This is a genomic window from Pseudomonas sp. B1(2018) (genome assembly GCF_003097365.1).
GTDB lineage: Bacteria > Pseudomonadota > Gammaproteobacteria > Pseudomonadales > Pseudomonadaceae > Aquipseudomonas > Aquipseudomonas laurylsulfatiphila.
This window is the reverse complement of record NZ_PYUK01000007.1, coordinates 152057-172453: the sequence shown is the minus strand read 5'-3', so window position 1 is coordinate 172453 and position 20397 is coordinate 152057. Positions and strand designations below refer to the sequence as shown.

The following is a 20397-nucleotide window of genomic DNA, read 5'->3' as shown; positions in this document are numbered from 1 at the left end:
TTGCAAAAAGCTGAGGCCAGCCATTCTCGAATAATCAAAACGAAACGCTTCAGAGCAGCACCACGTCGTATTGTTCCTGGGAATACATGGTTTCGACCTGGAAACGGATGGTGCGCCCGATAAACCCTTCCAGCTCGGCGACGTTGCCCGACTCCTCGTCGAGCAGACGGTCGACAACTTTCTGATTGGCCAATACACGATAGCCCTCTGCCTGATAGGCGCGAGCCTCACGCAGGATTTCGCGAAAGATTTCGTAGCAAACGGTTTCCGGCGTCTTGAGTTTGCCGCGGCCCTGACAGGCGTTGCACGGCTCGCACAAGACCTGTTCAAGGCTTTCGCGGGTGCGCTTGCGGGTCATCTGCACCAGGCCCAACTCGGTGATACCGATGATGTTGGTCTTGGCGTGATCGCGTTCCAGCTGCTTCTCGAGCGTGCGCAGCACCTGGCGCTGGTGCTCTTCATCCTCCATGTCGATGAAGTCGATGATGATGATTCCGCCGAGGTTGCGCAGGCGCAATTGGCGGGCGATGGCCGTCGCGGCTTCGAGGTTGGTCTTGAAGATGGTTTCTTCGAGGTTACGATGACCGACGAACGCCCCGGTATTGACGTCGATGGTGCTCATGGCTTCCGCCGGGTCGACCACCAGATATCCGCCGGACTTGAGCGGGACCTTGCGCTCGAGGGCCTTCTGGATTTCGTCTTCGACGCCATACAGGTCGAAAATCGGCCGCTCGCCCGGATAATGCTCCAGACGGTCAGCAATCTCCGGCATCAATTCGGCGACGAATTGCGTGGTCTTCTGGAAGGTTTCCCGGGAGTCGATGCGGATCTTCTCGATTTTCGGGCTTACCAGGTCACGCAGGGTGCGCAGCGCCAGACCGAGGTCTTCGTAGATCACGCTGGGCGCGCTGATGGTTTTGATCTGGGCGCTGATCTGATCCCAGAGCCTGCGCAGGTAGCGGATGTCCATAAGGATTTCATCGGCGCCGGCGCCTTCGGCTGCCGTACGCAGGATGAAACCGCCAGCCTCCTTGATACCTTCCTTGGCCACGCAATCGGTGACCACTTGCTTGAGACGTTCGCGCTCGGCTTCGTCTTCGATCTTCAGGGAAATCCCGACATGGGCGGTACGCGGCATGTACACCAGGTAGCGTGAAGGGATCGACAGCTGGGTGGTCAGGCGTGCGCCTTTGGAACCGATCGGATCCTTGGTCACCTGCACCACCAGGCTCTGGCCTTCGTGCACCAGTGCGCTGATGCTCTCGACCGCAGGGCCTTCGCGCAGGGAAATTTCCGAGGCGTGAATGAACGCCGCGCGATCCAGGCCGATATCGACGAATGCCGCCTGCATCCCCGGCAATACCCGCACGACTTTGCCTTTATAGATGTTACCGACGATCCCGCGCTTTTGCGTACGCTCGACGTGGACCTCTTGCAGGACACCGTTTTCGACCACCGCCACGCGCGACTCCATCGGCGTGATGTTGATCAGGATCTCTTCACTCATGGCAGGGTCTCGTTCAGGCATGTTCACGATAATGGCCGCATCTGTTCAGAACGTTGCTTAGCGTGCGTTCCGGGTTTGCCAACAGGGTATGCCGAAATGGCCGAGCAGTTCCGCGGTTTCGCAAAGCGGCAGTCCGACCACAGCTGAATAACTTCCATTGAGCCCGGCGACAAACACCGCACCCAGTCCTTGAATGCCATAACCGCCCGCCTTGTCCTGTGGTTCACCGCTGGCCCAGTAGGCCACGGCTTCATCACGACTGATATCCCGAAAACGCACGCGACTGGTGACAACCCGGGACTCGCAGCGTTCGCCATCCAGCAGCGCAATCGCGGTCAGGACTTCATGCTCGCACCCCGACAACATCATCAGCATGGCGCAGGCATCCGCTTGATCAACCGGTTTGCCGAGAATTTTTCCATCGAGCACCACGGCGGTATCGGCACCGAGCACGCAGAACGGTTCGTCAGACACGACGCTGCCGCGCCCGGCCTCGGCCTTGCCGCGCGCCAGACGCTCGACATAGGCCGTCGGGGACTCTTGATCTGTAGGAGTTTCATCGATGTCCGCACTGACGGCGGAGAACGGAACGCCGATCTGCGTGAGCAATTCACGCCGGCGTGGCGAGCCAGAGGCGAGGTACAACCGTTTCATCAAGACCTCTCCCTGTCTAATGCCTGAGCGAATTAATTGATTTTGTAGCGTCGACGCAATCCGCGCAAACCGAAACTGATCCAGGGCCAGAGCAATGCACTGACCAGTGCCGGCAGCACCAGCGCCAGCGTCGGCTGACGATTGCCGGTCAAGGCACTGAGCCAGAGTTGTACCAACTGGGCAAGACCGAAGATCACCAGGATCACCAGGCTCTGCTGCCACATCGGGAACATCCGCAGGCGTTGTTGCAGCGCCAGCACCAGATAGGTGATGAGCGTCAGGATCAAGGCATTCTGCCCCAGCAAGGTACCGTAGAGCACGTCTTCAGCCAGCCCCAGGCAAAACGCCGTCACCATCCCGACCGTCTGCGGCAGGTTCAACGCCCAGAATGCCAGCAACAAGGCCAGCCATAGCGGGCGCAGGATTTCCATGAATTGCGGCAATGGCGAAACGCTGAGGAGTAGACCGACGGCGAACGTCAGCCAGACTATCCAGCCGTTTCGGGATGCTTTTACACCGCCCATTATTCTCTCCCCACTGGAGTGGCCGGCGCGGAGACTGGCGGTTTGGCGGCAGGCTTCGCGGCAGCGGGTTGCGCCGCCGGCGGTTTAGCCGCCGCAGGATGTGTGGCCGCAGGCTTGGCGGGCGTGGTGGCTGGCTTGACGGGTGCGGTGGCCGCAGGCGCCGCCGTGGCAGGTATCGCCGGTGCGGCGGCCGGTGCGGCAGGGACCGCGGGGCTGACCAGTTTCGGAACCGTCGCCGGAATGGTCGGCCCACCGCCCTGTGCATCCAGGCTTTCCTGGGCCTGGGCGGCAGCGTTGGCGCGTTCTTCCGGGGTACGGGTGTCGCTGAACACCAGCAGCAGGTAGCGGCTGCGGTTCAAGGCGGCGGTCGGAATGGCGCGGACAATGGCAAACGGCTGGCCGGAATCGTGAATCACTTCCTTGACCGTCGCCACCGGATAACCGGCCGGGAAACGTTGGCCGAGACCAGAGCTGACCAGCAAGTCGCCTTCCTTGATGTCGGCGGTATCGGCCACATGACGCAATTCGAGGCGCTCCGGGTTGCCGGTACCGCTGGCAATCGCCCGCAATCCGTTACGGTTCACCTGCACCGGGATGCTGTGGGTGGTGTCGGTCAGCAACAGGACGCGGGAGGTGTAGGGCATCAACTCGACCACTTGGCCCATCAGGCCACGGGCATCGAGCACCGGCTGACCGAGGACCACGCCGTCGCGCTCACCTTTGTTGATGATGATGCGATGGGTGAAGGGGTTGGGGTCCATGCCGATCAACTCGGCCACTTCGACCTTCTCGTTCACCAGTGCCGAAGAGTTGAGCAACTCGCGCAGCCGAACGTTCTGCTCGGTCAGGGCGGCAAGCTTCTGCATGCGCCCCTGCAACAGCAGGTTCTCGGTCTTGAGTTTTTCGTTTTCGGCGACGAGTTCGGTCCGGCTGCCAAACTGACTGGCAACGCCTTCCCAGAGTCGTCCGGGCAGGTCGGTGATCCAGTAGGCGTCCATCAGCACCAGCGACATCTGGCTGCGTGCAGGCTTGAGCAGACTGAAACGGGCATCGACCACCATCAGCGCGACCGAAAGCACGACCAGCACCAACAGGCGCACGCCCAGTGAAGGGCCCTTGGTGAAAAGCGGTTTAATAAGCCGCTCCTCCCAGGCAAATGTTCTGTTTATTCATACGGCAGCAATCCGGCCTGGATGCAGACTGACAGAAGATAAACGCGAACAGGCAGCACTGCAAAGTGCCGCCTGCGCGCTCAACAGCATAGAAGCGATCCGGCGACTTATTCGCTGGAAAGCAGGTCCATGGTGTGTTTATCCATCATTTCCAATGCACGGCCACCGCCGCGAGCAACGCAGGTCAGCGGGTCTTCGGCAACGATCACCGGCAGACCGGTTTCCTGGGCCAGCAACTTGTCCAGGTCACGCAGCAAGGCGCCACCACCGGTCAGCACCAGACCGCGCTCGGCGATGTCGGAAGCCAGTTCCGGAGGCGATTGCTCCAGGGCGCTTTTCACGGCCTGAACGATGGTTGCCAGGGACTCTTGCAGAGCTTCCAGCACTTCATTGGAGTTCAGGGTGAATGCGCGTGGAACGCCTTCGGCCAGGTTACGGCCACGAACGTCGACTTCGCGAACTTCGCCGCCCGGGTAGGCCGTGCCGATTTCCTGCTTGATGCGCTCGGCGGTGGATTCACCGATCAGGCTGCCGTAGTTGCGACGCACGTAGGTGATGATCGCTTCGTCGAAGCGGTCTCCGCCAACGCGAACGGATTCGGCGTAAACCACACCGTTCAGGGAGATCAGCGCGATTTCGGTGGTACCGCCACCGATATCCACGACCATCGAACCGCGAGCCTCTTCAACCGGCAGGCCGGCACCGATCGCAGCCGCCATTGGCTCTTCGATCAGGAACACTTCGCGGGCACCGGCACCAAGGGCCGATTCACGGATGGCGCGACGCTCAACCTGGGTGGATTTGCATGGAACGCAGATCAACACGCGCGGGCTAGGCTGCAGAAAGCTGTTTTCGTGAACCTTGTTGATAAAATACTGCAGCATTTTTTCGCAAACGCTGAAGTCGGCGATCACACCGTCCTTCATCGGACGAATGGCAGCAATGTTGCCCGGAGTACGGCCGAGCATGCGCTTGGCTTCGGTGCCGACAGCAACGACACTTTTCTGGTTACCGTGTGTCCGAATGGCCACAACGGAGGGCTCATTCAGGACGATACCGCGCTCGCGCACGTAAATAAGGGTGTTGGCAGTGCCCAGGTCAATGGAAAGATCGCTGGAAAACATGCCACGCAGTTTCTTGAACATGGGAAAGGGACCCTAGGCAACGCGTGGGTAAAAAAGTGCGGCAAACTCTAACAACGACAGGGATTTTGGGCAAGGCGCCAATATGTTAAATTGGCCGCTTTTCTGTGCACCAAGCCCCACAATCGCGGCCTTATGACCGTAGAAGTGCGGTAGTGTTCCGACAATCTAACACACGGACGCCGTCCGTTTTGTTTTCCACTGGAGAATCCCAATGGCGCTTGAACGCTCCGACGTGGAAAAAATCGCTCATCTGGCCTGTCTGGGCCTCAATGATGCCGATCTTCCACACATCACTTCGGCCCTCAACAGCATTCTCGGGCTGGTCGACGAAATGCAGGCGGTCAATACCGACGGTATCGAACCGCTGGCCCACCCGCTGGAAGCCAGCCAGCGCCTGCGCGCGGACGTCGTGACCGAGACCAATAACCGCGAGGCCTACCAGTCCATCGCACCAGCGGTCGAAAACGGCCTGTACCTGGTTCCGAAAGTCATCGACTAAAGGGAAAGAGCCTGCAATGCATCAATTGACTCTGGCCGAGATCGCCCGCGGACTCGCCGATAAAAAGTTTTCCTCCGAAGAGCTGACCAAAGTCCTGCTGGCGCGCATCGCCCAGCTCGATCCACAGCTCAACAGTTTCATCAGCCTCACCGAAGATCTGGCGCTGACGCAGGCGAAAGCCGCTGACGCCCGCCGGGCCAATGGTGAGAGCGGCGCCCTGCTCGGCGCGCCGATCGCCCACAAGGACCTGTTCTGCACCCAGGGCATTCGCACCAGTTGCGGCTCGAAGATGCTCGACAACTTTAAAGCACCGTACGACGCCACTGTCGTCGCCAAGCTGGCTGCCGCCGGGGCCGTGACCCTGGGCAAGACCAACATGGACGAATTCGCCATGGGTTCGGCCAACGAGTCGAGCTACTACGGCGCGGTGAAAAACCCGTGGAACCTGGAACACGTGCCGGGCGGTTCGTCCGGTGGTTCGGCGGCGGCGGTGGCCGCTCGTCTGTTGCCGGCTGCCACCGGCACCGACACCGGCGGTTCGATCCGTCAGCCGGCGGCCCTGACCAACCTCACCGGCCTAAAACCGACGTACGGTCGCGTTTCGCGCTGGGGCATGATCGCCTACGCCTCCAGCCTCGATCAGGGCGGCCCGTTGGCGCGCACGGCCGAAGACTGCGCGATTTTGTTGCAAGGTATGGCCGGCTTCGATCCGAACGACTCCACCAGCATCGATGAACCCGTGCCGGACTACAGCGCCAGCCTCAACGGCTCGCTGCAAGGCCTGCGCATCGGTGTGCCGAAGGAATACTTCAGCGCCGGTCTCGACCCGCGCATTGCCGAACTGATCCACAACAGCATCAAGGAGCTGGAAAAACTCGGCGCCGTGATCAAGGAAATCAGCCTGCCGAACATGCAGCACGCGATTCCTGCGTACTACGTGATCGCCCCGGCGGAAGCCTCTTCCAACCTGTCGCGTTTCGACGGCGTACGCTTCGGCTATCGCTGCGAAGACCCGAAAAACCTGGAAGACCTGTACAAGCGTTCCCGTGGCGAAGGTTTCGGCGCGGAAGTGCAGCGCCGGATCATGGTCGGTGCCTACGCGCTGTCCGCCGGTTACTACGATGCCTACTACCTCAAGGCGCAGAAGATCCGTCGTTTGATCAAGAACGACTTCATGGCGGCCTTTAATGAGGTCGACATCATCCTCGGCCCAACCACGCCGAACCCGGCCTGGAAGCTCGGCGCCAAGAACAGCGACCCGGTCGCTGCGTACCTGGAAGACGTCTACACCATCACCGCCAACCTCGCTGGCCTGCCGGGCCTGTCGATGCCGGCCGGTTTTGTCGACGGTCTGCCGGTCGGCGTGCAACTGCTCGCCCCGTATTTCCAGGAAGGTCGCCTGTTGAACGTTGCCCACCAGTATCAGCTCAACACTGACTGGCACACCCGCACCCCAACCGGCTTCTGAGGAGACACACATGCAATGGGAAGTCGTGATCGGGCTGGAGATTCACACCCAGCTCACCACCCGGTCGAAAATCTTTTCCGGTAGTTCCACCCAGTTCGGCTCCGAACCGAACACCCAGGCCAGCCTGATCGACCTGGGCATGCCCGGCGTGCTGCCGGTGCTGAACCAGGAAGCGGTGCGCATGGCGGTGATGTTCGGTCTGGCGATTGACGCCGAGATCGGCCAGCACAACGTGTTCGCCCGTAAAAACTACTTCTACCCGGACCTGCCCAAGGGCTACCAGATCAGCCAGATGGAATTGCCGATCGTCGGCAAGGGCCACCTGGACATCGCCCTGGAAGACGGCACGGTCAAACGCGTCGGCATCACCCGCGCGCACCTTGAAGAAGACGCCGGCAAGAGCCTGCACGAAGAATTCAGCGGCGCCAGCGGCATCGACCTGAACCGTGCCGGCACGCCGCTGCTGGAAATCGTTTCCGAACCGGACATGCGCAGCGCCAAGGAAGCCGTGGCTTACGTCAAGGCGATCCACGCACTGGTGCGCTACCTGGGCATCTGCGACGGCAACATGGCCGAAGGTTCGCTGCGTTGCGACTGCAACGTGTCGATCCGTCCGAAAGGCCAGGTCGAATTCGGCACCCGCTGCGAGATCAAGAACGTCAACTCGTTCCGCTTCATCGAGAAAGCGATCAACAGCGAAATCCAGCGTCAGATCGAGCTGATCGAAGACGGCGGCAAGGTGATCCAGCAGACCCGCCTGTACGATCCGAACAAGGACGAAACCCGTCCGATGCGCAGCAAAGAGGAAGCCAACGACTACCGTTACTTCCCCGATCCGGACCTGCTGCCAGTCGTGATCGAAAACACCTTCCTCGACGACGTGCGCGCCACCCTGCCGGAATTGCCGCCGCAGAAGCGCGAGCGCTTCCAGGCGCAGTTCGGTCTGTCGGCGTACGACGCCAACGTGCTGGCCACCAGCCGCGAGCAGGCGGACTACTTCGAGAAGGTCGCGAGCATCAGCGGCGACGCCAAGCTGGCGGCGAACTGGGTGATGGTCGAGTTGGGCAGCCTGCTCAACAAACAGGGCCTGGATATCGAACAGTCGCCGGTTTCCGCCGAGCTTCTGGGCGGCATGCTGCTGCGCATCAAGGACAACACCATCTCCGGCAAGATCGCCAAGGTCGTGTTTGAAGCGATGGCCAACGGCGAAGGCAGCGCAGACGAGATCATCGACAAACGCGGCCTCAAGCAAGTGACCGACACTGGCGCGATCTCGGCGGTGCTGGATGAAATGCTCGCGGCCAACGCCGAGCAGGTCGAACAATACCGCGCGGCAGACGAAGCCAAGCGCGGCAAGATGTTCGGCTTCTTCGTCGGCCAGGCCATGAAAGCTTCCAAAGGCAAGGCTAACCCGCAACAAGTGAACGAATTGCTGAAAAGCAAGCTCGAAGGCTGATGAGAATGGAGCCAGCTCTAAATACTGGCTCTATTCCCTGTGGCGAGGGAGCTTGCTCCCGCTGGTCTGCGAAGCAGACCCAAATAGGTCACCGCATTTTTTCAGAAAATGTGTTGTCTGATTTTGCGACCGCTTCGCGGTCGAGCGGGAGCAAGCTCCCTCGCCACAACTATTTTGCGAGCCTTCGAATGAAACGTCTGCTTGGCGCCTGCGCCCTCCTCTCGCTCCTGGCCGGTTGCGCCAGCACCGATACCGTCGATCCACACGGCTACGACAAAACCGGCGTGGCTTCGTACTACGGCGCCAAACACCAAGGCAAACGCACCGCCAACGGCGAGCGTTTCAACATGAATTCCATGACCGCCGCCCATCGCCAGCTACCCTTCGGTACGCGGGTGAAGGTCACCAACCTGAATAACGACAAGTCCTGCGTGGTACGCATCAATGATCGCGGGCCGCACACCCGTGGCCGCCTGATCGACCTGTCCCAGGAAGCCGCCGAGCGCCTGGGCATGCTGCGCAGCGGCACCGCGCGGGTTCGCGTGCAAGCCCTCGACGACTGACCGATGGAGCCCCGACCATTTTCGGACTAGCCGACTTACCCCTGATCAGCGTGATCGAATTGCTCAGCGGATTGTTCCTGCTGATTGTCGGTGCCGAATTGATGGTGCGCGCCGCCGTACGCATTGCCGCCCGCTTGCACATTCGCCCCCTGATCATCGGCCTGACCATCGTCGCCCTCGGCAGCAGCGCACCGCAGATGGCGGTCAGCCTGCAGGCGACCCTGGCGCAGAATGCCGACATCGCCGTCGGCAGCGTGATCGGCAGCAGCATTTTCAACATCCTCGTCACCCTCGGGCTGTCCGCCCTGATCATTCCTTTACGGGTTTCCCGGCAACTGGTGCGCCTGGATATTCCACTGATGATCGGTGCCAGCCTGCTGGTGTTCGTACTCGCCTGGAATGAAGAACTGACCCGTGTCGATGGCGTGATGCTGCTGACGGCACTGGCGATATACCTGGGCTTGCTGCTGCGCCAGTCGCGGCACTCGGCACGCCCGGTATCGAGCCATGACCATCATGCGCAAGCGCCATGGCTGAGCAGCCTGCTGATGATCGTCGCCGGGCTGGCGATGCTGGTGTACGCCGGGCACTTGCTGCTGGGCGCCGCGGTTGCGGTCGCCACCGATCTCGGGTTGTCGGAGCGGATCATCGGCCTGACCATCGTCGCCGTCAGCACCTCACTGCCTGAGCTCGCCACCTCGTTGATCGCGGCAATGCGCGGTGAACGTGATATCGCCGTGGGCAACGTGATTGGCAGCAACCTGTTCAACCTCCTGGGTGTGCTCGGCTTTACTGCGCTGGTGGCACCGTCGCCGCTGTCGGTGTCGCCCAACGCCCTGGATTTCGACCTGCCGGTGATGCTCGGCGTCGCGGCGCTGTGCCTGCCGGTGTTCTACTCCGGCTACCGGGTGACCCGCGCCGAAGGCCTGCTGTTTCTGGGTCTGTACCTGGCGTATGGGCTGCACGTGGTGTCGTTCACCACCGGCATGCCACTGGCCGGCAAGCTGGAACACCTGATGCTGTTTTTCGTCCTGCCGGCGCTGGTGGCGTTCTTGCTGTTCACGTCGCTACGCGCCTGGCATCGCCAACACCATAAGAAGGAAGTCCCATGACCGAGAATAAGAAAACCGGCGTTGAAGTTCGTCGCCAAGTAATGGGCGACGCCTTCGTCGACCGCGCACTGGGCAACGCCACCGAGTTCACCCAGCCGCTGCAGGACTTTGTCAATGAACACGCCTGGGGCGGCGTGTGGAATCGCGAAGGCCTGCCGCTGAAAACCCGCAGTCTGATCACCCTCGCCGCCCTGACCGCGCTCAAGTGCCCGCAGGAATTGAAAGGTCACGTGCGCGGGGCCTTGAACAACGGCTGCACCGTGGAGGAAATTCGCGAGGCGTTGCTGCATTGCGCGGTGTATGCCGGCGTGCCGGCGGCGATCGATGCGTTCAGGGCGGCGCAGGAAGTGATCGACAATTACCAGAAGCCGGAATAATTTTCCTGCTTTAAAAGATCGCAGCCTGCGGCAGCTCCTACATTGGAGGGCGCGCTCCTGTAGGAGCTGCCGCAGGCTGCGATCTTTTGACCTTTACCGCTAAATCCACCCACCCCACTGCAAAAAGAAGATCCCCACATTGGTGGTGACCGCCGCCATCAGCGTGGTGATCACGATAATCGCTGCCGCCAGTTCATGATTGCCCTCGGCCGCCCGCGCCATCACAAAACTGGCAGCGGCGGTCGGGCTGCCGAAGTACAGAAACAGAATCCCCAATTCCGCGCCGCGAAAACCCCACAACCACGCGCCCAGCGTCGCCAGTACCGGCAAGCCGATCATCTTCACCAGGCTTGAACTCAGCGCCATGTTGCCGCTTTTGCGCAGCGCCGCCATGGACAAGGTGCCACCGATGCAGATCAGTGCCAATGGCAAGGTGGTTTGTGCCAGATACTGGCCGGAGGTCTCCAGCCACCCTGGCAAGCCGATCTTGAAATAGGCGAAGGGCGCCGCCGCCATCACGCTGAGGATCAGCGGATTGCTGAACACGCTTTTGCAGATGCTCCACGGATCGGATTTGATCACCGGGCTGTACACCGCCAGGACGATGGTCGAGAGCGTGTTGTAGAACAGGATCACCAGCGCCGCGAGGATCGCCCCGAGGGAAATCCCGTAGTCGCCGTACATGCTGGCCGCCAGCGCCAGGCCGATCACCCCGTTGTTACCGCGAAAGGCGCCCTGGGTATAGATCCCCCGATCTTCCCGCGGACACTTCCAGATCGCCCAACCCCAGGCGATGGCAAAGCCCACCAGGGTCGCGAGGGAGAAATAGATCAGCAACGCCGGCTGCAACGCCGCGTGCAAGTCAGCATGCAGGATGCCCAGAAACAGCAGCGCCGGCATGGTGACGTTGAACACCAGGGCCGACGCGGTGTGGATGAAGTTGTCGTTGATCCAGTCGATGCGCTTGAGCAGCACACCCAGAAACAGCATGGCGAATACCGGCGCGGTGATGTTCAGGGTTTCGAGGAAAATTGCCAGCATGCCGGAGAGGACCTTGGGGTGGGCGTCGTTAGGGGGCTAATGATAAGCCACACCGGGCACATTAAGATCAAAAGATCGCAGCCTGCGGCAGCTCCTACATGGGAACGCGTGTTCTGTAGGAGCTGCCGCAGGCTGCGATCTTTTCCAGGCAACACAGTCTCAGGTAATCGGCGCCGGGTTGAACAGGGTGATGTCGTTATGCAACTTGTGCTGCTCGGCCCACGTCTGCTTCTTGCCGCTCGCCACATCCAGGTAGTAGTGGAACAGCTCCCAGCCCAGCTCCTCGATCGATGCGCGGCCGGTGGCAATGCGCCCGGCGTCGATGTCGATCAGGTCCGGCCAGCGTTGCGCCAGTTCGGTCCGGGTCGACACCTTCACCACCGGTGCCATGGCCAGCCCGTAAGGCGTGCCGCGACCAGTAGTGAACACATGCAGGTTCATCCCCGCCGCCAGTTGCAGCGTCCCGCAGACAAAGTCGCTGGCCGGGGTCGCGCAGAAGATCAGGCCCTTGCGCTTGAAACGCTCGCCAGGGCCGAGCACGCCGTTGATCGCGCTGCTGCCGGACTTGACGATCGAGCCCAGGGACTTCTCGACAATGTTCGACAGCCCGCCCTTCTTGTTGCCCGGCGTGGTGTTGGCGCTGCGGTCCGCTTCGCCCTTGGCCAGGTAACGGTCGTACCAGTCCATTTCCCGCACCAGCTCCTGGGCGACGTCCTGGTTTTCCGCGCGGGAGGTCAGCAGGTAAATGGCATCGCGCACTTCGGTGACTTCGGAAAACATCACCGTCGCACCGGCCCGCAGCAACAGGTCCGAAGCATAACCGAGCGCCGGGTTGGCGGTGATGCCGGAGAACGCATCACTGCCGCCACACTGCATGCCGAGAATCAGCTCGGACGCCGGCACGGTTTCCCGGCGACGTTGATCGAGCTTCTTCAAACGGGTTTCGGCCAGCGCCATGATCTGCTCGATCATCTCGGTGAAGCCGTGGCTGGCGTCCTGCAAGCGGTACAGCCATGGCTCGCTCAGATCCACCGAACTGTCGTTCTCGTGCATCACCTGCCCGGCCTGCAATTTCTCGCAGCCCAGGCTGATCACCAGCGCTTCGCCGCCCAGGTTCGGGTTGCGCGCCAGGTTGCGCACTGTGCGAATCGGGATGTACGCGTCGGTGGCGGTGATCGCCACGCCACAGCCGTAGCTGTGGGTCAGCGCCACCACGTCATCGACGTGCGGGTACTTGGGCAGCAACTCGGCCTTGATGCGCTTGACCGCATGATCGAGCACGCCGGTCACACATTGCACGGTGGTGGTGATGCCGAGAATGTTGCGCGTGCCGACGGTGCCGTCAGCGTTGCGATAACCCTCGAAGGTGAAGCCTTCCAGTGGTGCTTGCGCGGCGGGCACGTCGGTGGACAGCGGCAGGCTGTCCAGCGGTGGCGCGGTCGGCATGCGCAGTTGATCTTCCTTGACCCAGCTGCCGCGGGGAATCGGCTGCAAGGCATAGCCGATGACCTGGCCGTAACGAATTACCTGGCCGCCCTCGGGAATGTCTTCCAGGGTGACCTTGTGGCTCTGTGGCACGAAGTCCACGGTGACCAGGCCGTCCGCAAATTCGGTACCGGCCGGTACGCCCTGATCGTTGACCACGATCACTACGTTATCCCGCTCGTGCAGGCGGATGTAGCGCGGCGAGTCGGAATGTTCAATCAACTGCATGACGCCGCTCCTCAGGAATGCGCTTGAGATAATTTGCCAGGGGCTTCAGTACCATTCGCGGGAGGCTCTTTGAGCACCACACGCTTGATCGGGCCTACGATCACCAGGTAGCTGAACACCGCGACCAGTGCGTTGCAACCGACGAATACCAGCGCCCACTTGAACGAACCGGTGGAGCTGATGATGTAACCGATGACGATCGGGGTGGTGATCGAAGCCAGGTTACCGAAGGTGTTGAACAGGCCGCCGCTCAGACCGGCGATCTGCTTGGGCGAAGTATCGGACACCACGGCCCAGCCCAGTGCGCCAACGCCTTTGCCGAAAAACGCCAGGGCCATGAAGCCGACGACCATCCATTCTATGTCGACGTAGTTGCACGCCACGATGCTGCTGGAAACCAGCAGGCCGGCAATGATCGGCGCCTTGCGGGCGAAGGTCAGGGAATGGCCCTTGCGCAACAGGTAATCGGAAATCACCCCGCCGAGCACACCACCGATGAAGCCGCAGATCGCCGGCAAGGACGCGATGAAACCGGCCTTGAGGATGGTCATGCCACGCTCCTGCACCAGGTACACCGGGAACCAGGTCAGGAAGAAGTAAGTGATGCCGTTGATGCAGTACTGGCCCAGGTACACGCCGAGCATCATGCGATTGGTCAGCAACTGACGGATGTAGTCCCATTTCGGGCCGTCGGTCTTCTTGCCTTTGCCCTTGTCCTTGTCCTTGTCCTGGTCCATGTCGACCATGCCGCCGTTGTCGGCGATGTGCTTGAACTCGGCATCGTTGATCATCGGGTGTTGGCGCGGGCTGTGGATAACCTTCAGCCAGATCCCGGAGAAGATGATGCCGATCACGCCCATGACGATGAACACATGCTGCCAGCCGAAGCTGTAGACGATCCAGCCCATCAGCGGTGCGAACAACACGGTGGCAAAGTATTGCGCCGAGTTGAAGATCGCCGAAGCGGTGCCGCGTTCAGCGGTCGGAAACCAGGCCGCGACGATGCGTGCGTTGCCGGGGAAGGATGGCGCTTCGGCCAGGCCGACCAGAAAGCGCAGCATGAACAGCGCAACCACCGCCGTGGACATGCCGAACTCGCCGACATAACCCTGCAGGACGGTGAACAGCGACCAGGTGAAGATGCTCAACGCGTAGATTTTTTTCGACCCGAAACGGTCCAGCAACCAGCCACCGGGGATTTGCCCGGCCACGTAGGCCCAACCGAATGCGGAGAAGATATAACCGAGGGTGACCGCGTCGATGCCGAGGTCTTTTTGCAGGCTCGAGCCGGCGATGGCGATGGTCGCGCGGTCGGCGTAGTTGATCGTGGTCACCAGAAACAGCATGAGCAGGATCAAATAGCGGACGTGAGTCGGCTTGGTCGATTGCATGTTGATGTACTCCCACTGATTATTTTTATGCGCGGGTGAATCTTGTGTCCTGTAGGAGCTGCCGCAGGCTGCGATCTTTTGATCTTTAGCGCCATCAAAGGCACCGAAAATCAAGATCAAAAGATCGCAGCCTGCAGCAGCTCCTACATGGGTTTGCGGTATCGGTGCCACCGAGGTGGCACCGGATACAGCGGTGTTGCGTGTTACGAACCGATGTAAGAGGTTTTCACGACCGTGTAGAACTCTTGCGCATAGCGACCTTGCTCACGTGATCCATAGGATGAACCTTTACGCCCACCGAACGGAACGTGGTAATCCACACCGGCGGTCGGCAGGTTGACCATCACCATCCCGGCCTGGGAGTGACGCTTGAAGTGGTTGGCGTATTTCAGCGAGGTGGTGGCAATGCCCGCCGACAGCCCGAACTCGGTGTCGTTGGCCATGGCCAGCGCGGCTTCGTAATCGGCGACGCGGACGATGTTGGCCACCGGGCCGAAGATCTCTTCGCGGCTGATGCGCATCGATGATTCGCTGTCGGCAAACAGGGTCGGCGCGAGGAAGTAGCCCTCGGTCTCGCAGGTCACCAGACCACCACCGCTGACCAGACGTGCACCTTCGGACTGGCCGATGTCGATGTACTTCATGTCCTGTTCAAGCTGCGCTTGCGAGACCACCGGACCGATATCGGTGCCAGCCTTCAATGCATGGCCGACCTTGATCGACTTCATGCGCTCGGCCATGGCTTCGACGAACTTGTCGTGGATGCCAGCGGTAACGATGAAGCGGCTGGATGCGGTGCAACGCTGGCCGGTGGAGTAGAACGCGCTCTGTACCGAGAGCTCGACCGCTTGTTTGAGGTCGGCATCGTCGAGAATGATCTGCGGGTTCTTGCCGCCCATTTCCAGCTGGACCTTGGCCTGACGCGACACGCAGTTCACAGCGATCTGACGACCCACGCCCACCGAACCGGTGAAGCTGATGCCATCGACTTTCGGGCTGTTGACCAGCGCTTCGCCGACTACGCGACCGCTGCCCATCACCAGGTTGAACACGCCGGCCGGGAAACCGGCGCGGGAGATGATTTCCGCCAGGGCCCAGGCGCAACCCGGCACCAGATCCGCCGGTTTGAGCACCACGCAGTTGCCATAGGCCAGGGCCGGGGCGATTTTCCACGACGGGATCGCGATCGGGAAGTTCCACGGGGTGATCAGACCGACCACGCCCAAGGCTTCGCGAGTGACTTCAACGTTGACGCCCGGACGTACGGACGGCAGGTAGTCGCCGGACAGACGCAGGCATTCACCGGCGAAGAACTTGAAGATGTTGCCGGCGCGGGTCACTTCGCCGATGGCTTCGGGCAGGGTCTTGCCCTCTTCCCGGGCCAGCAGGGTGCCGAGTTCTTCGCGACGGGCGAGGATTTCAGTGCCGACTTTATCCAGGGAATCGTGGCGCGCCTGGATGCCGGAAGTGGACCACGCCGGGAACGCGGCACGGGCGGCGTCGATGGCTGCGTTGACCTGGGCCAGGTCAGCCTTGGCGTAATCGCCGATGGCATCGGTCAGTTCGGACGGGTTGATGTTGGTCGAGTAATCGCCGCCGGAAACCCACTCGCCGTTGATGTAGTTATCGAAACGCTTTGCATCTGCCACTTTAAGATCTCCTCACGCAAAAAGCCGCTGATTGCTCAGCGGCCTTACTTAATCGGATGTGTTACTGCGCACCCTGCTTGTCGATCAGCGCGGCGAGCATTTCGTACTCTTCGCCGGTCAGATCGGTCAGCGGTGCACGAACAGGGCCCGCGTCGTAGCCGGCAATTTTTGCCCCGGCCTTGACGATGCTCACGGCATAACCGGCCTTGCGGTTACGGATGTCCAGGTACGGCAGGAAGAAGTCGTCGATGATCTTGCCGACGGTGGCGTGATCTTCGCGAGCGATCGCGTGGTAGAAGTCCATCGCGGTTTTCGGGATGAAGTTGAACACCGCCGAGGAGTAGACCGGCACGCCCAGCGCCTTGTAGGCCGCGGCGTAGACTTCGGCGGTCGGCAGACCACCCAGGTAGCTGAAGCGATCACCGAGGCGACGACGGATCGACACCATCAACTCGATATCACCCAGCCCATCCTTGTAGCCGATCAGGTTCGGGCAGCGCTCGGCCAGGCGTTCCAGCAGCGGCGCGGTCAGGCGGCAGACGTTGCGGTTGTAGACCACCACGCCGATGTTGACCGATTTGCACACGGCTTCAACGTGGGCGGCAACGCCGTCCTGGCTGGCTTCGGTCAGGTAGTGCGGCAGCAGCAACAGGCCCTTGGCACCCAGACGCTCGGCTTCCTGTGCGTACTCGATGGCCTGGCGGGTCGAACCGCCCACGCCGGCCAGGATTGGCACGCTGGTGGCGCAAGTGTCGACCGCAGTCTTGATGATTTCCGAATATTCGCTGGCCGCCAGAGAGAAGAACTCACCGGTGCCGCCCGCGGCGAACAGCGCCGAGGCGCCGTATGGGGCCAGCCATTCGAGACGCTTGATATAACCCGCGCGATTGAAGTCGCCCTGAGCATTGAAATCGGTAACCGGGAAAGACAGCAGACCGGCAGAGAGGATGGACTTCAGTTCTTGTGGATTCATTATTCGAACACCCTGGATAGCGACGTTGTGTGAGAAAACCGTTCAGCCCGCGCTGAAGTTGTAGGTCATCGTACAACTTAAAATACAACCGTCAACTGCATTTCATCGCTGGGGGTGGAAATTGTTCGACACGAAAATGCAAAACCCTTGTTTTAAAGGGCTTACGCTGAATGGAACAGGGATGATCACACCTCGAAAAACAGGTGCTCAGGAGATACGTTGTCGGAAGATTGTGGTGAGGGATAGAGGCTGACTGTAGGTTTTGTGGGATGGCTTACGGCCTCTTCGCGAGCAAGCCCGCTCCCACATTTGAATTTCTGCGAACTCACAATTTGTGAACGACACCGATCAAGTGTGGGAGCGGGCTTGCTCGCGAAGGGGCCGTAAGCCAATACCGCCTTGGATCAGAACACTCAGCCCCGCTGCGCTTCAGCCTCTTCATGGGCATGGCGCAATCGCTCACGACTGTTGGTCAGGTGCAAACGCATGGCGGCCCGGGCCGCATCGGAATCCTGACGGGCAATGGCGTCGTAGATTTCCTCGTGCTCACGGCTCAGGCGACCCATGTAGTGCTGCTGGTCGTCATGGGCCAGGCGCGCGGAATTCAACCGGGTGCGAGGGATAATGCTGGTGCCCAGGTGGGTCATGATGTCGGTGAAATAACGGTTGCCGGTGGACAGCGCTATTTCGAGGTGGAAGGCGAAATCCGAAGCCACGGCATCACTGGCATGGGCGGCGCTTTCATTCAACGCATCGAGGGCGGCGCGCATGTTGGCCAGTTGTTCCGGACTGCGACGTTGCGCCGCCAGCCCGGCAGACTCCACTTCCAGGCTGATGCGCAACTCCAGGATCGCCAGCACATCGCGCAAGGTCACCACGGTCGCCGGGTCGATACGAAAGCCACTCGGGCTCGGTGTGTCGAGCACGAAGGTGCCGATGCCATGGCGGGTTTCCACCTGGCCGGCCGCCTGCAGACGGGATATCGCTTCGCGTACCACCGTGCGGCTGACACCATGGGCATCCATGATGGCCGACTCGGTGGGCAACTTGTCGCCACGCTTGAGATGACCGTCGCGGATCTGCTCGGACAGCACCGTCACCAGTTCCTGAGCGAGGCTGCGGCGCTTGCGTGGGAGGCGTGGTGTGTCGATCGGGTTTTCCATGGTGTACGTCGGTCTCGAAAAGTTCGGCGGCTGAAAGCGCATCATAGCGCAATGCGGTTGTACGATCACCCATCCCCCTGACCCCCTGTAGGAGCTGCCGCAGGCTGCGATCTTTTGATCTTGCTTCTTTAAAATCAAGATCAAAAGATCGCAGCCTGCGGCAGCTCCTACCAGGGGCGGGGGTGTTTATGCGGTCACGGTCTGGTCCACCAGATGGCCATTTTCGATACGAACATGCCGCGGATGGAAGCGCTTGAGGCTGCTGCGATGGCCGACACTGACAATGCTCAGCCCCGGCAATTCATCGATCAGCGCCTGGTACAGCGTGGCCTCGTCTTCTTCGTCCATCGCCGAGGTCGCTTCGTCCATGTACAGCCATTGCGGTGCATAAAGCAGCGCACGGGCAAAGGCCAGGCGCTGCTGCTCACCCGGAGACAACATGCGCTGCCAGTGGTTGGCTTCGTCGAGACGGGCAATCAGATGCGGCAAACGACAGGTTTCCAGCACCTGCACGTAGCGCTCGTTCGGATAGGTATCACCGGGCTGTGGATAACTGAGGACATCACGCAGGGTGCCAATCGGCAGATACGGCTTTTGCGGCAGGAACAGGTAACGCGCCGATGGCAGGCGAATACTGCCGTGGCCGGCCGGCCACAGGTGTCCCATTGCCCGCAGCAGGGTCGACTTGCCGCTGCCGGAGCGACCGCTGAGCATCACGCGCTCGCCCTCCTCCACGGTCATCTCGGCGTTGGTCAGCAGGTGACGACCTTCCGCCAGGTCGAGGCCGAGGTTGTGCACCTTCAGGACGGAGCCCGAATTCTGCACGTCGATGGCGGGGGCACGCTCTTCGTTGTCACGCATGGCCTGGTGGAAGCTCAGCAGACGATCGCAGGTGGCGCGCCAGGAAGCGAGGCTCTGGTAGGCGCTGATGAACCAGCTGAAGCTTTCCTGCACATTGCCGAACGCCGAGCTGATCTGCATCAGCTCGCCCAGTTCGATCTTGCCTGAGAGGTAACGCGGCGAGGCCACGATGAACGGGAAGATGATGGCTGCCTGGCTGTAACCGGCGGTGAAAAACGTCAGGCGCTTGGACACCTTCATGATGTCCCAGAAGTTATGCCAGACCATCCCGAAGCGACTGCTCAAACGCCGATTTTCGTTCGGTTCGCCGTTGTACAACGCAATGCTTTCGGCATTCTCGCGAATCCGCACCATGGAGAAACGCAGGTCGGCTTCGAAGCGTTGTTGTTGGTTGTTCAGACCGATCAGGCGTCGACCGATCAAATGCGTCAGCCAACTGCCCACCACGGCGTAAACCAGCACGCACCAGAACATGTAGCCGGGAATGGTGATGCCGAACACTTCGATACTGCCCGACACGCCCCACAGAATGATGGAGAACGACACCAGGCTGACGATATTGCGCAGCAGCCCGATACCCAGTTCAAGGGTGTTGGAGGTGAAGTTGTTGAGGTCTTCGGAAATCCGCTGGTCCGGGTTATCGGTGTAACCGCCCTGCTCCAGCTGGTAGTAGTTTTTGTCTGCCAGCCAACGGCTGAAATGCTTTTCGGTGAGCCACGCCCGCCAGCGGATCGTCAGCATCTGCGTCAGGTAGAGCCGATACACCGCGCCGATGATCGCCACTGCCGCAATCGCACAGAAATACAGGATCAGTTGCCAGAATGCTGCCTCGTCCTTCTTTTGCAGGGCGTTGTAGAAGTCCTTGTACCAGGTGTTGAACCACACCGAGATCCCCACGCTGATCAGCGACAGCGCAATCACTGCGATCAGCAGCGTCCAGGCCTTGACCTTCTCTTCACTGCGCCAGTAAGGCGTGATCATTGCCCACACTTTGCGAAAAAAATGCCCGCGCACGGCGTCGTTGACCGCGGAATACTCAGCGTTCTGATTCATGGATAAGGCTCGATAAAGAAAAGAACACGCACGAACCGATCATAGATGATCGGTCCGGTTTGTCGCGAGATACGGC

At 60.7% G+C, this 20397-nt stretch carries 18 protein-coding genes; 6 read left to right on the top strand and 12 right to left on the bottom strand.

Features of this window, described 5'->3' with window-relative positions:
- Positions 1-49 precede the first annotated feature (49 nt).
- From rng to mreB, 5 genes are all read right to left on the bottom strand, one after another.
- Positions 50-1507, bottom strand: a complete 1458-nt coding sequence (gene rng / locus C9422_RS13295; RefSeq protein WP_007970246.1) for a ribonuclease G — start codon at positions 1505-1507, stop codon at positions 50-52.
- 57 nt (positions 1508-1564) lie between these two features.
- Complete coding sequence (locus C9422_RS13290; protein WP_116580962.1) at positions 1565-2161, bottom strand: nucleoside triphosphate pyrophosphatase; 597 nt, start codon at positions 2159-2161, stop codon at positions 1565-1567.
- Between the two features lie 32 nt (positions 2162-2193).
- Positions 2194-2685 (bottom strand): rod shape-determining protein MreD, encoded by a 492-nt coding sequence (gene mreD / locus C9422_RS13285; RefSeq protein WP_007970244.1) that lies wholly within the window; start codon positions 2683-2685, stop codon positions 2194-2196.
- Positions 2685-3821 carry a rod shape-determining protein MreC gene (gene mreC, locus C9422_RS13280; protein WP_116580961.1) on the bottom strand — a complete coding sequence of 379 codons (1137 nt, stop codon included), beginning with the start codon at positions 3819-3821 and terminating at the stop codon, positions 2685-2687. Before mreC ends, mreD begins: the two co-directional genes overlap by 1 nt.
- 143 nt (positions 3822-3964) lie before the next feature.
- Complete coding sequence (gene mreB, locus C9422_RS13275) at positions 3965-5002, bottom strand: rod shape-determining protein MreB (protein WP_002555108.1); 1038 nt, start codon at positions 5000-5002, stop codon at positions 3965-3967.
- Positions 5003-5213: 211 nt separating this feature from the next.
- Here mreB and gatC point away from each other — a divergent pair, with 211 nt between their 5' ends.
- From gatC to C9422_RS13245, 6 genes are all read left to right on the top strand, one after another.
- Positions 5214-5501 carry an Asp-tRNA(Asn)/Glu-tRNA(Gln) amidotransferase subunit GatC gene (gene gatC / locus C9422_RS13270; RefSeq protein ID WP_007976465.1) on the top strand — a complete coding sequence of 96 codons (288 nt, stop codon included), beginning with the start codon at positions 5214-5216 and terminating at the stop codon, positions 5499-5501.
- Between the two features lie 16 nt (positions 5502-5517).
- Positions 5518-6969, top strand: a complete 1452-nt coding sequence (gatA, locus tag C9422_RS13265) for an Asp-tRNA(Asn)/Glu-tRNA(Gln) amidotransferase subunit GatA (protein WP_007976467.1) — start codon at positions 5518-5520, stop codon at positions 6967-6969.
- A 10-nt stretch (positions 6970-6979) separates the two neighbouring features.
- Positions 6980-8425 (top strand): Asp-tRNA(Asn)/Glu-tRNA(Gln) amidotransferase subunit GatB, encoded by a 1446-nt coding sequence (gene gatB, locus C9422_RS13260; protein ID WP_116580960.1) that lies wholly within the window; start codon positions 6980-6982, stop codon positions 8423-8425.
- Between the two features lie 188 nt (positions 8426-8613).
- Positions 8614-8988, top strand: a complete 375-nt coding sequence (locus tag C9422_RS13255; RefSeq protein ID WP_116580959.1) for a septal ring lytic transglycosylase RlpA family protein — start codon at positions 8614-8616, stop codon at positions 8986-8988.
- A gap of 50 nt (positions 8989-9038) precedes the next feature.
- The gene (locus C9422_RS13250; protein WP_116580958.1) at positions 9039-10100 is read left to right on the top strand and encodes a calcium/sodium antiporter; all 1062 of its coding nucleotides are present in this window, start codon (positions 9039-9041) and stop codon (positions 10098-10100) included.
- Positions 10097-10477, top strand: a complete 381-nt coding sequence (locus C9422_RS13245) for a carboxymuconolactone decarboxylase family protein (protein WP_116580957.1) — start codon at positions 10097-10099, stop codon at positions 10475-10477. The genes C9422_RS13250 and C9422_RS13245 overlap by 4 nt, the downstream gene beginning before the upstream one ends.
- Before the next feature lie 99 nt (positions 10478-10576).
- Here the strand turns inward: C9422_RS13245 and C9422_RS13240 are convergent, their stop codons facing one another.
- From C9422_RS13240 to C9422_RS13210, 7 genes are all read right to left on the bottom strand, one after another.
- Entirely contained in the window at positions 10577-11518 is a 942-nt protein-coding gene (locus C9422_RS13240) for an AEC family transporter (RefSeq protein ID WP_116580956.1), read from the bottom strand.
- 159 nt (positions 11519-11677) lie between these two features.
- On the bottom strand, positions 11678-13231 hold the full coding sequence (gene garD, locus C9422_RS13235) for a galactarate dehydratase (RefSeq protein WP_116580955.1): 1554 nt from the start codon (positions 13229-13231) through the stop codon (positions 11678-11680).
- 11 nt (positions 13232-13242) lie between these two features.
- Positions 13243-14622, bottom strand: coding sequence for an MFS transporter (locus C9422_RS13230; protein WP_116581070.1), 1380 nt, complete (start codon positions 14620-14622; stop codon positions 13243-13245).
- A gap of 203 nt (positions 14623-14825) precedes the next feature.
- Positions 14826-16271, bottom strand: a complete 1446-nt coding sequence (locus C9422_RS13225; RefSeq protein WP_116580954.1) for an aldehyde dehydrogenase family protein — start codon at positions 16269-16271, stop codon at positions 14826-14828.
- A gap of 61 nt (positions 16272-16332) precedes the next feature.
- Entirely contained in the window at positions 16333-17244 is a 912-nt protein-coding gene (gene kdgD / locus C9422_RS13220; protein ID WP_007981458.1) for a 5-dehydro-4-deoxyglucarate dehydratase, read from the bottom strand.
- 413 nt (positions 17245-17657) lie between these two features.
- A complete protein-coding gene (locus tag C9422_RS13215; RefSeq protein ID WP_015093478.1) occupies positions 17658-18407 on the bottom strand; it encodes a FadR/GntR family transcriptional regulator in 750 nt (249 codons plus the stop codon).
- Between the two features lie 186 nt (positions 18408-18593).
- Positions 18594-20321 carry an ABC transporter ATP-binding protein/permease gene (locus tag C9422_RS13210; protein ID WP_116580953.1) on the bottom strand — a complete coding sequence of 576 codons (1728 nt, stop codon included), beginning with the start codon at positions 20319-20321 and terminating at the stop codon, positions 18594-18596.
- Between the last annotated feature and the right edge of the window lie 76 nt (positions 20322-20397).

Bases quoted from the DNA above. Each gene is read 5' to 3' on its own strand.
- rng (WP_007970246.1), bottom strand. From the start codon at position 1,507: ATGAGTGAAGAGATCCTGATCAACATCACGCCGATGGAGTCGCGCGTG.
- C9422_RS13290 (WP_116580962.1), bottom strand. From the start codon at position 2,161: ATGAAACGGTTGTACCTCGCCTCTGGCTCGCCACGCCGGCGTGAATTG.
- mreD (WP_007970244.1), bottom strand. From the start codon at position 2,685: ATGGGCGGTGTAAAAGCATCCCGAAACGGCTGGATAGTCTGGCTGACG.
- mreB (WP_002555108.1), bottom strand. From the start codon at position 5,002: ATGTTCAAGAAACTGCGTGGCATGTTTTCCAGCGATCTTTCCATTGAC.
- gatC (WP_007976465.1), top strand. From the start codon at position 5,214: ATGGCGCTTGAACGCTCCGACGTGGAAAAAATCGCTCATCTGGCCTGT.
- gatA (WP_007976467.1), top strand. From the start codon at position 5,518: ATGCATCAATTGACTCTGGCCGAGATCGCCCGCGGACTCGCCGATAAA.
- gatB (WP_116580960.1), top strand. From the start codon at position 6,980: ATGCAATGGGAAGTCGTGATCGGGCTGGAGATTCACACCCAGCTCACC.
- C9422_RS13255 (WP_116580959.1), top strand. From the start codon at position 8,614: ATGAAACGTCTGCTTGGCGCCTGCGCCCTCCTCTCGCTCCTGGCCGGT.
- C9422_RS13245 (WP_116580957.1), top strand. From the start codon at position 10,097: ATGACCGAGAATAAGAAAACCGGCGTTGAAGTTCGTCGCCAAGTAATG.
- C9422_RS13240 (WP_116580956.1), bottom strand. From the start codon at position 11,518: ATGCTGGCAATTTTCCTCGAAACCCTGAACATCACCGCGCCGGTATTC.
- garD (WP_116580955.1), bottom strand. From the start codon at position 13,231: ATGCAGTTGATTGAACATTCCGACTCGCCGCGCTACATCCGCCTGCAC.
- C9422_RS13230 (WP_116581070.1), bottom strand. From the start codon at position 14,622: ATGCAATCGACCAAGCCGACTCACGTCCGCTATTTGATCCTGCTCATG.
- kdgD (WP_007981458.1), bottom strand. From the start codon at position 17,244: ATGAATCCACAAGAACTGAAGTCCATCCTCTCTGCCGGTCTGCTGTCT.
- C9422_RS13215 (WP_015093478.1), bottom strand. From the start codon at position 18,407: ATGGAAAACCCGATCGACACACCACGCCTCCCACGCAAGCGCCGCAGC.
- C9422_RS13210 (WP_116580953.1), bottom strand. From the start codon at position 20,321: ATGAATCAGAACGCTGAGTATTCCGCGGTCAACGACGCCGTGCGCGGG.